At 58.9% G+C, this 13,315-nt stretch carries 13 protein-coding genes; 10 read left to right on the top strand and 3 right to left on the bottom strand.

The window, feature by feature from the left end:
- Positions 1-26: 26 nt before the first annotated feature.
- From lpdA to HX803_RS16895, 5 genes are all read left to right on the top strand, one after another.
- Positions 27-1,463: a dihydrolipoyl dehydrogenase gene (gene lpdA / locus HX803_RS16915; RefSeq protein ID WP_178921960.1), complete on the top strand. Its 1,437-nt coding sequence runs from the start codon at positions 27-29 to the stop codon at positions 1,461-1,463.
- Between the two features lie 204 nt (positions 1,464-1,667).
- Positions 1,668-2,834, top strand: coding sequence for an ADP-forming succinate--CoA ligase subunit beta (gene sucC, locus HX803_RS16910; RefSeq protein ID WP_003233235.1), 1,167 nt, complete (start codon positions 1,668-1,670; stop codon positions 2,832-2,834).
- The gene (gene sucD, locus HX803_RS16905; protein WP_003172813.1) at positions 2,834-3,715 is read left to right on the top strand and encodes a succinate--CoA ligase subunit alpha; all 882 of its coding nucleotides are present in this window, start codon (positions 2,834-2,836) and stop codon (positions 3,713-3,715) included. Before sucC ends, sucD begins: the two co-directional genes overlap by 1 nt.
- Positions 3,716-4,148: 433 nt before the next feature.
- Complete coding sequence (gene brnQ, locus HX803_RS16900; protein ID WP_178921958.1) at positions 4,149-5,462, top strand: branched-chain amino acid transport system II carrier protein; 1,314 nt, start codon at positions 4,149-4,151, stop codon at positions 5,460-5,462.
- A gap of 256 nt (positions 5,463-5,718) precedes the next feature.
- Positions 5,719-6,456, top strand: coding sequence for a DUF599 domain-containing protein (locus tag HX803_RS16895; protein ID WP_178921956.1), 738 nt, complete (start codon positions 5,719-5,721; stop codon positions 6,454-6,456).
- A gap of 104 nt (positions 6,457-6,560) precedes the next feature.
- On the opposite strand, the gene HX803_RS16890 is transcribed toward HX803_RS16895, so the two are convergent.
- On the bottom strand, positions 6,561-6,812 hold the full coding sequence (locus HX803_RS16890; RefSeq protein WP_010211724.1) for a hypothetical protein: 252 nt from the start codon (positions 6,810-6,812) through the stop codon (positions 6,561-6,563).
- A 157-nt stretch (positions 6,813-6,969) separates the two neighbouring features.
- On the opposite strand from HX803_RS16890, the gene HX803_RS16885 reads away from it, so the two are divergent.
- From HX803_RS16885 to HX803_RS16870, 4 genes are all read left to right on the top strand, one after another.
- Positions 6,970-7,446 carry a PaaI family thioesterase gene (locus HX803_RS16885; RefSeq protein WP_178921954.1) on the top strand — a complete coding sequence of 159 codons (477 nt, stop codon included), beginning with the start codon at positions 6,970-6,972 and terminating at the stop codon, positions 7,444-7,446.
- Positions 7,443-7,895, top strand: coding sequence for a PaaI family thioesterase (locus HX803_RS16880; RefSeq protein WP_178921951.1), 453 nt, complete (start codon positions 7,443-7,445; stop codon positions 7,893-7,895). Before HX803_RS16885 ends, HX803_RS16880 begins: the two co-directional genes overlap by 4 nt.
- 89 nt (positions 7,896-7,984) lie before the next feature.
- Complete coding sequence (gene htpG, locus HX803_RS16875) at positions 7,985-9,889, top strand: molecular chaperone HtpG (RefSeq protein WP_178921949.1); 1,905 nt, start codon at positions 7,985-7,987, stop codon at positions 9,887-9,889.
- A 66-nt stretch (positions 9,890-9,955) separates the two neighbouring features.
- Positions 9,956-10,678, top strand: a complete 723-nt coding sequence (locus HX803_RS16870) for a dienelactone hydrolase family protein (RefSeq protein ID WP_178921947.1) — start codon at positions 9,956-9,958, stop codon at positions 10,676-10,678.
- Positions 10,679-10,789: 111 nt separating this feature from the next.
- On the opposite strand, the gene HX803_RS16865 is transcribed toward HX803_RS16870, so the two are convergent.
- The gene (locus tag HX803_RS16865) at positions 10,790-11,656 is read right to left on the bottom strand and encodes a pirin family protein (protein ID WP_178921945.1); all 867 of its coding nucleotides are present in this window, start codon (positions 11,654-11,656) and stop codon (positions 10,790-10,792) included.
- Positions 11,657-11,721: 65 nt separating this feature from the next.
- A complete protein-coding gene (locus tag HX803_RS16860; RefSeq protein ID WP_178921943.1) occupies positions 11,722-12,138 on the bottom strand; it encodes an OsmC family protein in 417 nt (138 codons plus the stop codon).
- Positions 12,139-12,279: 141 nt separating this feature from the next.
- On the opposite strand from HX803_RS16860, the gene HX803_RS16855 reads away from it, so the two are divergent.
- Positions 12,280-13,302 carry an amidohydrolase family protein gene (locus HX803_RS16855; RefSeq protein WP_178921941.1) on the top strand — a complete coding sequence of 341 codons (1,023 nt, stop codon included), beginning with the start codon at positions 12,280-12,282 and terminating at the stop codon, positions 13,300-13,302.
- The last annotated feature ends 13 nt before the right edge of the window (positions 13,303-13,315 follow it).

Here is a 13,315-nt window from a genome sequence, read left to right as displayed (position 1 = left end):
TGCTGCTAAATAGAGGAACTATTTTCATGTCGCAGAAATTTGACGTTGTAGTGATTGGTGCAGGTCCTGGCGGCTATGTTGCCGCCATCAAGGCCGCACAACTGGGCCTCTCGACTGCTTGCATCGAAAAATACACCGACAAGGAAGGCAAACTGGCACTGGGCGGTACCTGCCTGAACGTCGGTTGCATTCCTTCCAAGGCGCTGCTGGACAGCTCCTGGAAATTCCACGAAGCCCAAGACGGCTTCGCGATCCACGGCATCAACCACGCTGGCGTGACCATGGACGTGCCAGCAATGGTCGGCCGTAAAGCCAACATTGTTAAGGGCCTGACTTCCGGCGTTGCGACCTTGTTCAAGGCCAACGGTGTGACTTCCCTGCAAGGCCACGGCAAGCTGCTGGCCGGCAAGAAGATCGAAATCACCAAGCCAGACGGTTCGGTTGAAGTCATCGAAGCTGAAAACGTGATCCTGGCGCCAGGTTCGCGCCCAATCGACATTCCACCAGCTCCAGTCGACAACAACGTGATCGTTGATTCGACCGGCGCCCTGGAATTCCAGGCTGTGCCTAAGCGCCTGGGCGTGATCGGTGCTGGCGTGATCGGCCTGGAACTGGGTTCCGTATGGTCCCGCCTGGGTGCCGAAGTGACTGTCCTGGAAGCCCTGGACACGTTCCTGCTGGCCGCCGACACTGCTGTGTCCAAAGAAGCCTTGAAAACCCTGACCAAACAAGGTCTGGACATCAAGCTGGGCGCGCGCGTAACCGGCTCCAAAGTGAATGGCGAAGAAGTCGTTGTTAACTACACCGACAAAGATGGCGAAAAAACCATCACTTTCGACAAGCTGATCGTAGCCGTTGGTCGCCGTCCAGTGACCACCGACCTGCTGGCAGCCGACAGCGGCGTGACCCTCGACGAGCGCGGCTACGTGCACGTTGACGATCACTGCGCGACCACCGTGCCTGGCGTGTACGCCATCGGCGACGTGGTGCGCGGCATGATGCTGGCACACAAGGCTTCCGAAGAAGGCATCATGGTTGTCGAGCGCATCAAGGGCCATAAAACCCAGATGAACTACGACCTGATCCCATCGGTTATCTACACCCACCCGGAAATTGCATGGGTCGGCAAGAACGAACAGCAGTTGAAAGCTGAAGGCGTTGAAGTTAACGTCGGCACCTTCCCGTTTGCCGCTTCTGGCCGTGCCATGGCAGCCAACGACACCGGTGGTTTTGTCAAAGTCATCGCTGATGCCAAGACTGACCGCGTATTGGGCGTCCACGTGATTGGCCCAAGCGCTGCAGAACTGGTTCAGCAAGGCGCTATCGGTATGGAATTCGGCACCAGCGCCGAAGACCTGGGCATGATGGTCTTCTCCCATCCGACCCTGTCCGAAGCGTTGCACGAAGCTGCGTTGGCAGTGAATGGCGGCGCCATCCACATCGCCAACCGCAAGAAGCGCTAAGCGAGATAATAAGAAACCACGGCGGAGTTGCCCGTCGTGAGCCTTGCGCGCAAGACTCACCGCGGAATATCCGCTGGACGCAGTCTTGCGCAGCTTTACGGGCGTTAAGCCCCGCAAGTTGCGCAAGCAGCAGTCACAGGTGGCGCGGCACTCATAATGAGCGCAGCGCCGAATGCGCAGTACCTAACGAAGACGGTAAAAAGCATGAATCTTCACGAGTATCAGGGTAAGCAGCTGTTCGCTGAATACGGCCTGCCAGTATCCAAGGGCTACGCAGTAGACACCCCGGAAGCAGCAGCAGAAGCTTGCGACAAAATCGGCGGCACTGAATGGGTTGTCAAAGCCCAGGTTCACGCCGGTGGTCGCGGTAAAGCGGGCGGCGTTAAGCTGGTTCGCAGCAAAGAAGACGCCAAGGCCTTCGCACAGCAGTGGCTGGGCAAGCGTCTGGTGACTTACCAGACTGATGCCAATGGCCAACCAGTCACCAAGATCCTGGTTGAATCGTGCACTGATATCGCTAAAGAGCTGTACCTGGGCGCTGTCGTTGACCGTTCGAGCCGTCGCATCGTGTTCATGGCTTCCACCGAAGGTGGCGTGGACATCGAGAAGATCGCTCACGAAACCCCAGAAAAAATTCTGAAAGCCACCATCGATCCACTGGTTGGCGCTCAGCCATTCCAGGGTCGCGAGCTGGCTTTCCAGCTGGGCCTGGAAGGCAAGCAAGTTGCCCAGTTCGCCAAGATCTTCGTAGGTCTGGCCAAACTGTTCCAGGATCACGATCTGGCCCTGCTGGAAGTGAACCCGCTGGTGATCAAGGCTGACGGCGATCTGCACTGCCTGGACGCCAAGATCAACATCGACGCCAACGCCATGTACCGTCAGCCTAAGCTGAAGACTTTCCACGATCCGTCGCAAGACGATCCGCGCGAAGCGCACGCTGCCAAGTTCGAACTGAACTACGTAGCCCTGGAAGGTAACATCGGTTGCATGGTCAACGGTGCTGGCCTGGCCATGGGTACCATGGACATCGTCAACCTGCATGGCGGCAAACCAGCCAACTTCCTCGACGTAGGCGGTGGTGCTACCAAAGAACGCGTGACCGAAGCCTTCAAGATCATCCTGTCCGACTCCAACGTCGCTGCAGTATTGGTCAACATCTTCGGCGGCATCGTTCGTTGCGACATGATTGCCGAAGGCATCATCGGTGCAGTGAAAGAAGTCGGCGTTAAAATCCCGGTTGTTGTTCGCCTTGAAGGTAACAATGCTGAACTGGGCGCTAAAGTACTGGCAGAAAGCGGTTTGAACATCATCGCGGCTACCAGCCTGACCGACGCTGCTCAACAAGTTGTTAAAGCTGCGGAGGGCAAATAATGAGCGTCCTGATCAATAAAGACACCAAAGTTATCTGCCAGGGTATTACCGGTTCGCAAGGTAGTTTCCACACCCAGCAAGCCATCGAATACGGCACCAAGATGGTTGGCGGCGTAACTCCGGGCAAAGGCGGCACCGAGCACCTGGGCCTGCCAGTGTTCAACACCGTGAAAGACGCTGTAGCTGCCACTGGCGCCACCGCCAGCGTGATCTACGTTCCAGCTCCTTTCTGCAAGGACTCGATCCTGGAAGCGGCATTCGGCGGCATCAAGCTGATCGTTTGCATCACCGAAGGCATTCCTACCCTGGACATGCTGGACGCTAAAGTTAAGTGCGACGAGCTGGGCGTAGTCCTGATCGGCCCTAACTGCCCAGGCGTGATCACTCCAGGCGAATGCAAGATCGGCATCATGCCAGGTCACATTCACTTGCCAGGCAAAGTCGGTATCGTTTCCCGTTCCGGCACCCTGACCTACGAAGCTGTTAAGCAGACCACTGACGCCGGTTTCGGTCAGTCGACTTGCGTCGGCATCGGCGGTGACCCGATCCCAGGTTCGAACTTCATCGACATCCTGAAGCTGTTCCAGGAAGACCCGAAGACCGAAGCGATCGTGATGATCGGTGAGATCGGCGGTTCGGCTGAAGAAGAAGCGGCTGCCTACATCAAGGCACACGTGACCAAGCCGGTTGTTTCCTACATCGCTGGTGTGACTGCCCCTGCTGGCAAGCGCATGGGCCATGCTGGCGCAATCATCTCTGGCGGCAAAGGCACTGCAGACGAGAAATTCGCTGCTCTGCAAGACGCAGGCGTTAAAACCGTGCGTTCGCTGGCAGACATCGGCAAGGCCCTGGCCGAGCTGACCGGTTGGGCTGTCAAGTAAGCCTCGCGCTTAGCTGACGCTTTACCAACACAAAGGCCACCTTCGGGTGGCCTTTGTGCTTTCCGCGTTTGCCCATTTGTTGGACGTCTACTCGGTCAACTGTGGGAGCTGGCTTGCCTGCGATAGCGGTGCGTCAGCCAACGAAAATGCTGGATGACACACCGCTATCGCAGGCAAGCCAGCTCCCACACGGGGTCGGGTTGTCAAATAAGGTATGAAAACGCGACATGAAGATGTCGCTTATCGGACAGTTCGCCCCGCAACAGTGCGTTCGTCAGCCAATTTCTGTAACCTAGCCGCCTCTTTATGCGTTCGCATCCCAAAAGGAAGCCACGCGCTAGACCGGTCGGCCGCCATAAGGGCCGGCAGCATTTCCCTCATCCATAGGGAATCCCTCTCTAAATTCCGATTCAGTAGTGTGGTATTTCCTCAAATGAAAGTGTTGAAAAGCCAGGATATCCTGGCGTTGGGCTTTATGACGTTTGCCCTGTTCGTGGGCGCCGGCAACATCATCTTCCCGCCTATCGTTGGTTTGCAGTCCGGGCCTCACGTCTGGATGGCAGCGCTGGGCTTCTTGATCACGGCAGTGGGCCTGCCGGTGGTCACCGTGATCGCCCTGGCCAAGGTCGGTGGCGGCATGGACGCGTTGAGTAGCCCGATCGGCAAGATCGCCGGTGGCCTGCTCGCGGCGGCGGCGTATCTGGCGGTAGGGCCGCTGTTCGCTACCCCGCGTACTGCGACCGTATCCTTTGAAGTGGGCCTGGCGCCACTGACCGGCGAAAGCCCGCTGGCGCTGTTCCTCTACAGCTCGGTGTACTTCCTGGTGGTGTTCTTTGTGTCCCTGTACCCGGGCCGACTGCTGGACACCGTGGGTCGCTTCCTTGCACCGCTGAAGATCATCGCTCTGGCCATCCTGGGTATCGCCGCATTTGCCTTGCCGGCCGGTGAAGTGGGTGTGGCAACGCCGGAATACGTAGCTGCACCGTTCTCCCAAGGCTTCATCAATGGTTACCTGACCATGGATACCCTGGGCGCGCTGGTGTTCGGCATCGTGATCGTCAACGCGATCCGCTCCCGGGGCGTCGAGTCGCCAAAACTGATTACTCGCTACGCCATCATCGCTGGCCTGATCGCCGGTGTCGGCCTGGCACTGGTGTATATCAGCCTGTTCCGCCTCGGTTCGGGCAGCCATGCAGTTGCCGCCGGTGCCAGCAATGGCGCAGCGGTGCTGCACGCCTATGTGCAACACACCTTTGGTTCCCTGGGCAGCGGCTTCCTGGCCGTGCTGATCTCCCTGGCGTGCCTGGTGACGGCGGTGGGCCTGACCTGCGCCTGCGCCGAGTACTTCAGCCGTATCCTGCCGTTGTCCTACAAGGCGCTGGTGGTGATCCTGGCGCTGTTCTCGCTGTTCGTGTCCAACCTGGGCCTGACCAAGCTGATTGCGTTCTCGATCCCGGTGCTCACCGCGATCTACCCGCCATGTATCGTGCTGGTGGCCCTGAGCTTCTGCAAAGACTTCTGGCAGGAGCAGGGCCGTATCGTGGGCCCGGTGATGCTGGTGTCGTTCATCTTTGGTTGCATCGATGCGCTTAAGGGCGCAGGCCTGGCGGATTGGATGCCATCGCAACTGGCGCACCTGCCGCTGAGCGAGCAGGGCTTGGCGTGGCTGGTGCCTTCGGTGATGACCCTGGCTGTCGCGGTAGTGGTTGACCGTATGCTGGGCAAGCGCAGCGAAGCGATCGCTTAAACGCTTTTGACGCTGTACAGAAATGCCCCGTATCAATCGATACGGGGCATTTTTTATGGGGATCAGGCAGTGTCTTTTCGCCTGAACTGGCGTCGAAACAGCATTCCAAAATTGAAATGTGGTCAGTGTGGGAGCTGGCTTGCCTGCGATAGCGGGGTATCAGCCAGCCTGTTCAGTGGCTGACACACCGCTATCGCAGGCAAGCCTGCTCCCACAAGGGCTGTGCTCGTCATTCCTGTAACGCACAAGGACCCGCATGTCGTTCATCGAAACCAACCAGATCCACCTGCTCGCCGCCTTCTGGTTTGCCCTGTGCTGGGGCGGTTACACCCGTTATGCCACCTGGAAAGCCCGGGACACGGCCTGTCTGGCCAGTGTGCTGCACCTGTACCGCGAAGACTGGATGCGCCGCATGCTGCTGCGCGACAACCGTATCGCCGATGCCAGTGTGATCGGCAATCTGGAGCGCAACGCGTCGTTCTTTGCGTCCAGCACCTTGATCATCCTGGCCGGCATTCTCACCGTCCTCGGCGCTTCCGAGCGGGCGGTGTCGTTGTTGGCGGATATTCCCATGGTGCAGCAGGCGTCCCAGGGCATGTCGGAAATCAAGCTGCTGTGCCTGGCGCTGGTGTTTGTCTACGCGTTCTTCACGTTCAGCTGGTGCATGCGTCAATACAACTTTGCGGCGGTGTTGGTCGGCTCGGCGCCCATGATCGGAGAGCGCCATGTGTCGGAGCAGGAGCGCAATGCATTTGCTCTGCGTGCAGCGCGGGTGATCTCCATGGCGGCCAACCAGTTCAACTTTGGCCTGCGCTCTTATTACTTCGGCATGACCATGCTGGCGTGGTTTGTCAGCCCTTGGTTGTTCATGTTGATGAGCAGCGGGGTGGTACTGGTGCTGTACCGCCGTGAGTTTCACTCTGATGTACTGCAGGTGATGGTCTATACCCCCACGGATACACCGTTGCCCGAGCCCGCCAAAGAGCCTGCTTAATCCATTCAGTGTATTAACGCGCGGACTAAAAACGGCAGACAAAGAAAAGCCCGCTATCTAAGCGGGCTTTCTTTATTGCAACAAAGCTATTTCAAGCCGCGGTCTCAAGAACCGGTGGCAGGGGTAGCAGGTGCTGCTTCTTTTGCGGCGGCTTCGTTCGATTCAGCCTGAGCTTTGGCAGCATCGGCGTTTTCTTTCGCAGCGTCGTTCACTTTATCCTGAGCCTTCGCCATGTCTTTCTGAGCTTGCTCAGAGTGTGCGGCGGCGTCTTGGGCTTTGTCTTCGGATTTCTTGTCGCAGGCAGCGAGACCGAGGGCAGCGGCGAGCATCATGGAAATAGCTAAAGTCTTGCGCATGGGGTGTTTCTCCTTATTGAAGATATCTACTGGCCTTTCGAGCATGGCGGTTCGGCATTAGTTCCTTTTGTTTCATAGATATATAAATCGCTGACTGGCTGGAACTTTTGCCTGTGCCCCTCATTCGCGGATCAACACTAATAAGAGTCTGAAAAGAATGACTGAAAATCCCCTGTTAGAGCGTGCGACGCGTTTTGTATCGGCCTTGCGCCATTGCCAGGTATTGGGCATTACCGTTCATCAGGCCAGTGAGGAGGGCATCACACTGCTGTTGCCCTACAGCCCCCCTATCATCGGTGACCCCCAGACCGGAGTGATCCACGGCGGCGCGCTGACCTCTTTGATGGACACCGCCTGCGGCATGGCCACCCTGTGCGTGCTGCCGGAGTTCGAGGTATGCCCGACCCTCGACCTGCGTGTCGACTACATGCACCCCGCCGAACCCCACAAGCCGGTCTACGGCTTCGCGCAATGTTACCGAGTCACCACCGATGTGATCTTTACCCGTGGCTTCGCCTACCAGGATGACCCGCAGCAGCCCATCGCCCATGTCGTGGGCACGTTCATGCGCATGGGCAAACGTCTCAAGGGCACCCAAGGGCTGGGCAACGCCATCAAGGGAGCGCAGGCATGACACACCGGTTCAAGACCCGCCTCGAGCAGGCCCATGAGCGTGGTGATTACGAGGCGCTGCTCAACCTGATCCCCTACGCCAAGCTGATCGGCATTGAATGCACCCGTCAAGGGGATGAGTTGTTGTTCCGCCTGCCAGCCAACAAGGACAATATTGGTAACCCCATATTGCCGGCCCTGCACGGTGGCGTGATTGCCGGCTTCATGGAGCTGTCGGCGGCTTTGCACCTGCTGGTCTTCACCGGCTCGCCTGGCTTGCCGAAAATCATCGACTTCTCCCTGGACTACCTGCGCGCCGGGCAGGCCCGCGACACCTACGCCAAATGCCAGGTATGGCGACAGGGGCGGCGCGTGGCGAACGTGGCGATTACCGCCTGGCAGAGCACCCCGGCCGAACCGATTGCCACTGCCCGTGCACATTTCAAGATCGAGGAATCGGCTCGCCCTTGAAATCCCTGTCTTAGCCCCCAACTTTGATGACAACCCGCCGCTCACCCTCGAGGGGGCGGCCACTGCCATCCAATTGGAGTTTGATGACCATGAGTGTGGAAACTCAAAAGGAAACCCTGGGCTTCCAGACCGAGGTGAAGCAACTGCTGCACCTCATGATCCATTCGCTGTATTCCAACAAGGAAATCTTCCTTCGCGAATTGATCTCGAACGCCTCTGACGCTGTCGACAAATTACGTTTCGAAGCCCTGTCCAAGCCTGAGTTGCTGGAAGGTGGCGCCGAACTGAAAATCCGTGTGAGCTTCGACAAAGACGCCAAGACCGTCACCCTCGAAGACAACGGTATCGGCATGAGCCGTGACGATGCGATCACCCACCTGGGGACCATCGCCAAGTCCGGTACGGCCGATTTCATGAAGAACCTCTCGGGCGACCAGAAGAAAGATTCGCACCTGATCGGCCAGTTCGGCGTGGGCTTCTACTCGGCCTTCATCGTGGCCGACAAGGTTGAAGTGTTCAGCCGTCGTGCCGGCCTCGCGGCCAGCGAAGGCGTGCACTGGGCTTCCAAAGGCGAGGGCGAGTTCGAAATCGCCACTATCGACAAGGCTGACCGTGGCACCCGCATCGTACTGCACCTTAAATCCGGCGAAGACGAGTTCGCCGACGGCTGGCGCCTGCGCAACATCATCAAGAAGTACTCCGACCACATCGCACTGCCGATCGAGCTGCCTAAAGAACAGGCCGCTGCCGAAGGCGAGGAAAAACCTGCCCTGGAATGGGAAGTGGTCAACCGCGCCAGCGCCTTGTGGACCCGTCCGCGTACCGAAGTCAAGGACGAGGAATACCAGGAGTTCTACAAGCACATCGCCCACGACTACGAAAACCCGCTGAGCTGGAGCCACAACAAGGTCGAAGGCAAGCTGGAATACAGCTCGCTGCTGTACGTGCCGGCCCGCGCGCCGTTCGACCTGTACCAGCGTGAAGCGCCGAAGGGCCTGAAGCTCTACGTGCAGCGCGTGTTCGTGATGGACCAGGCGGAATCCTTCCTGCCGCTGTACCTGCGCTTCATCAAGGGTGTGGTCGACTCCAACGACCTGTCGCTGAACGTGTCGCGGGAAATCCTGCAGAAAGACCCGATCATCGATTCCATGAAGTCGGCGCTGACCAAGCGCGTACTCGACATGCTGGAAAAACTGGCGAAGAACGAGCCTGAGCAATACAAGGGCTTCTGGAAAAACTTCGGCCAGGTGATGAAAGAAGGCCCGGCTGAAGATTTCGCCAACAAGGAAAAAATTGCTGGTCTGCTGCGCTTCGCTTCGACTCAGGAAGAAGGTGGCGAGCAGGTGGTGTCCCTGGCCGAGTACCTGGCACGCGCCAAGGAAGGTCAGGACAAGATCTACTACCTGACCGGCGAAACCTACGCCCAGGTCAAGAACAGCCCGCACCTGGAAGTCTTCCGCAAGAAAGGCATCGAAGTGCTGCTGCTGACCGACCGTATCGATGAGTGGCTGATGAGCTACCTCAGCGAGTTCGACGGCAAGTCCTTCGTCGACGTGGCCCGTGGTGACCTGGACCTGGGTAACCTGGACTCCGAAGAAGAGAAGAAGGAAGCCGAAGAAGTCGCCAAGGCCAAAGAAGGCCTGGTGGAGCGCATCAAGACCGCCTTGGGCGAGGCCGTCAGCGAAGTGCGGGTATCGCACCGCCTGACCGACTCCCCGGCGATCCTGGCCATTGGCGAGCAGGACCTGGGCATGCAGATGCGCCAGATCCTCGAAGCCAGCGGGCAGAAGGTGCCGGATTCCAAGCCGATCTTCGAATTCAACCCGGCTCACCCGCTGATCGAGAAGCTCGACGGCGAGCAGAGCGAAGAGCGTTTTGGCGACCTGTCGCACATCCTCTTCGACCAGGCGGCCCTGGCCGCTGGCGACAGCCTGAAAGACCCGGCGGCCTACGTGCGCCGACTGAACAAGCTGTTGGTTGAACTGTCGGTTTAACACCGTTGTAGAAAAACCCGCTTCGGCGGGTTTTTTCGTTCTAGCGCACCTCAACTGGAGTAAATGATGAGCCAAGTCACTGTACGTTCCGTGGTCTATCAGATTGATGGCCAGTCTTATGAAAGCCGTCTGGCGTTCGATGCCAGCCACAAAGGGGCGCTGCCAGGCCTGTTGATGGCGCCGAACTGGATGGGTGTGAGTGCAGGTGCTGAAGAGATCGCCAAGAGCGTTGCCAGCAAGGGCTACGTGGTGCTGATCGCCGACCTGTATGGGCAGACCGTGCGTCCGTCGAATGGCGATGAAGCCGGCGCGGCGATGATGCCGTTGAAAAATGACAACCCGCAACTGCTCAAGCGCATGCAGGCGGCGTTCGAGCAACTCAAGGCCCAGGCCGAGGTGGATACTTCGAAACTGGCGACCTTCGGATTCTGCTTTGGCGGCTTCTGCTCGCTGGAACTGGCGCGTACCGGTGCCCCCTTGAAGGCGGCCGTATCGTTCCACGGCACCATCGACACCCAGAACCCGGACGGCGCAAAACACGTCAAGGGCTCGGTGCTGGTGCTGCACGGTGCTTCCGACCCATTGGTGCCGAAAGAGCAGTTGCCGAAGTTTGAAGAAGAAATGAACGCGGCTGGCGTAGATTGGCAGCTTCTGAGCTACGGCGGTGCGGTGCATTCCTTTACCGACCCGCACGCCAACGTGCCGGGCAAGATGATGTACGACGCCAAGACGGCCAAGCGGGCATTCACCTCGATGCACAATTTGCTGGATGAAGTGTTCAAGGCCTGATTTTTTCAGCGCCTGTTCCGGCCTCTTCGCGAGCAAGCCCGCTCCCATATTCGACCGTATTTTACCTGTTGGAATGCGGTCAAAATGTGGGAGCGGGCTTGCTCGCGAATGCTATCTCACCGGCAACTCAATTCTCTCAGACTCACCCGGCACCGTCGGCCAATCCCCGGCTGCCCAGCGCTGCCTGGCCTGCTCGATCACCGCCGGATCACTCGCCACAAAATTCCAGTTGATTCGCCGTGGCCCGTCCAACGGTGCACCGCCAAACACCACCAGGTGGCAGTCGCTTTCGGCAAACAGGGTCATTTCCCGCCCGATCGGCAATACCACCAGGCTGTGCACGTCCAGTGCCTCACCGTCCAATTGCGCATCACCCTCCAGCACATACACCGCCCGTTCCTCGTGCTCGTCCGGGATCAGCAAGGTGGTAGCCGTCTGCATCTGCACATCGGCGTACAACGTGGGCGAAAGCACCGGCACCGGTGATTTGAGGCAGAACCCACTGCCGGCGATCAGGCGGATCTGCACCCCCAGGTTGTCGCTGACCGGCAAGCTCGCTGCCGGGTGATGGCTGTAGTGTCCCGGGCCGGTTTCGTGGTCCTTGGGGGAGGCCAGCCACACTTGCAGGCCGTGCAGGCTGAAACCGCTGGCCTTGACCGCCTCGGGTGTTCGCTCGACGTGGGCGATGGCGCTGCCAGCGGTCATCCAGCTGACATCGCCGGCCTGCACCACTTGGTCCGAGCCCAGGCTGTCCTTGTGTTGCAGCGTGCCTTCAAACAGGTAGGTGAGGGTCGACAGTCCGATATGCGGATGCTGGCGGATATTCATGCCGCTGCCCGGCGCGTAGCGGGTGAGCAACATATGGTCGAAAAACACGAAGGGGCCGACGCTGCGGCATTCCCGCGAGGGCAGCGGGCGCAGGATCGGCTGGCCCTCGACATCTTCGGGGCGAGGGCGGATCACGGTGAGGGTGGTCATGGGGCGTCCCTGTCTGAGCGGGTTAGAGGCCTCTTGAGCATAACCCGCTCGACGCCAGGTTGCTGCTACTGGCTGAAGGCGCCTTCCGACAGTTGGGTTTCGATGCTGACGTCGGCGGTGGTCATCAGCTTATGGACCGGGCAACGGTCGGCCACGCGGTGCAGTTCGTCGCGCTGCTCATCAGTGAGCACACCCTTGAGGGTCAGCTTGACGTTGAGCTTGTATTTGCCCTTTTGTTCTTCGCTGCTGTCATGGGTCACCTCGACGGTCACGCCGGTCAGCGGGATGTCTTTTTTCTGCGCGTAGAGCTTGACCGTCAGGGCCTTGCACGAGGCCAGCGCCGCGTCGAAGTAGTCGTGAGGGGAGGGCGCCGAATCGTCCCCGCCCAGGCTCTTGGGCAGGTCGGTGAACAGCTCGTGGTTATTGATGTTCACGCTGTGGCGGAAGTTGTCGTGGTTCAGGGTGTTGACGGTAACAGGCATGGTGAACCTCACAGGGCGGCAGGAGAAAGGGTCATGAAGGTATAGAGCATGCTGGCACTGGGGTGTTCCACGTTTTTTTGCGGATGAACCCTGGCTGGGCACCCAAGGTCTACTCGTAGCCCCCCTTATCGAGGTTTTACCGTGCCCTGGACCCGCCTGACCCTTGCCCTGTTGCTCGCCACCAGCAGCCTTGTGGTGCAGGCCCGCGACTATGCCTACAGCGATGCGCACCTGCATTACGTGGACTTCTTCCAGGAAACCGCGGGCATGGACAAGCTGCTCAAGGCGATGGCTGACAACCGCATCGAGCACGTGATGATTTCCGGCATCCCCGTCGCAAAAAAATGGCACGAAGACGAACCCAAGCGCCCACGCTATTACGCCGGTGACGACGCCGACGCCTACTGGTACAGCGCCACCGACGTGATCGTCGCCGCCGCGCTCAACAAACTGCCCCCGGAGCAGCGCCAGCACTTTCATCCCTTTCTGTCTGGCTTCAACCCCAACGACAAGAACTCGGTCGCCCATATCCAGCGTATGCTCGACCTCAATCCAGGACTGTGGCAGGGCATCGGTGAAGTCTTCACCCGCCATGACGACCTCACGGCTATCACCGCCGGTGACACTCCGCGCGCGAATAACGAAGCCATGACCCGCATCTATCACCTGGCAGCAGAAAACGATCTGCCGGTGATGCTGCATTCCAACATCACCTCCAAGCGTGAGCGCAACCCGCTGTACCTGGCCGAGGTAGAAGAGCCACTGCGCAACCACCCGCACACCCGTTTTATCTGGGCTCATGCCGGCACCAGCAAGGAAATCCACCGTCATCAGGTACAGATGGACTTTTTGCTGCCGACCTTGAACCGTCTGCTGGAGGCTTATCCGAACCTCTACATCGACCTGTCCTGGAGCATGCTCACGCCGTATTTGCTGGATGACGCCGGTCAGCCACGCCCGGAGTGGGTCAAGCTCGTGGAGCGCTTCCCTACGCGCTTTATGCTGGGCTCGGACGTCGTAGGGCGCTTCAATAAACTGGGTAAGGAAATGCGCCGCTTTGATCCTTTTCTGGATGCTTTGCCGGAAGACATCGCCCGCAACGTCGCGCGGGACAACTTCCTGGCGATCCTGCCTGAAACTGCTCGCGATGGTGTGCGACGTTGATATCGCGTTTTCG

It is taken from the genome of Pseudomonas sp. P7548 (assembly GCF_013386585.1).
Lineage (GTDB): Bacteria > Pseudomonadota > Gammaproteobacteria > Pseudomonadales > Pseudomonadaceae > Aquipseudomonas.
This window is presented reverse-complemented; position numbering and strand designations above follow the sequence as displayed.

Excerpts from the sequence above, each read along its gene's own strand:
- HX803_RS16870 (WP_178921947.1), top strand. The coding sequence starts at position 9,956 with ATGAGCCAAGTCACTGTACGTTCCGTGGTCTATCAGATTGATGGCCAG.
- brnQ (WP_178921958.1), top strand. The coding sequence starts at position 4,149 with ATGAAAGTGTTGAAAAGCCAGGATATCCTGGCGTTGGGCTTTATGACG.
- sucC (WP_003233235.1), top strand. The coding sequence starts at position 1,668 with ATGAATCTTCACGAGTATCAGGGTAAGCAGCTGTTCGCTGAATACGGC.
- HX803_RS16895 (WP_178921956.1), top strand. The coding sequence starts at position 5,719 with ATGTCGTTCATCGAAACCAACCAGATCCACCTGCTCGCCGCCTTCTGG.
- sucD (WP_003172813.1), top strand. The coding sequence starts at position 2,834 with ATGAGCGTCCTGATCAATAAAGACACCAAAGTTATCTGCCAGGGTATT.
- HX803_RS16860 (WP_178921943.1), bottom strand. The coding sequence starts at position 12,138 with ATGCCTGTTACCGTCAACACCCTGAACCACGACAACTTCCGCCACAGC.
- lpdA (WP_178921960.1), top strand. The coding sequence starts at position 27 with ATGTCGCAGAAATTTGACGTTGTAGTGATTGGTGCAGGTCCTGGCGGC.
- HX803_RS16890 (WP_010211724.1), bottom strand. The coding sequence starts at position 6,812 with ATGCGCAAGACTTTAGCTATTTCCATGATGCTCGCCGCTGCCCTCGGT.
- HX803_RS16885 (WP_178921954.1), top strand. The coding sequence starts at position 6,970 with ATGACTGAAAATCCCCTGTTAGAGCGTGCGACGCGTTTTGTATCGGCC.
- htpG (WP_178921949.1), top strand. The coding sequence starts at position 7,985 with ATGAGTGTGGAAACTCAAAAGGAAACCCTGGGCTTCCAGACCGAGGTG.
- HX803_RS16865 (WP_178921945.1), bottom strand. The coding sequence starts at position 11,656 with ATGACCACCCTCACCGTGATCCGCCCTCGCCCCGAAGATGTCGAGGGC.
- HX803_RS16880 (WP_178921951.1), top strand. The coding sequence starts at position 7,443 with ATGACACACCGGTTCAAGACCCGCCTCGAGCAGGCCCATGAGCGTGGT.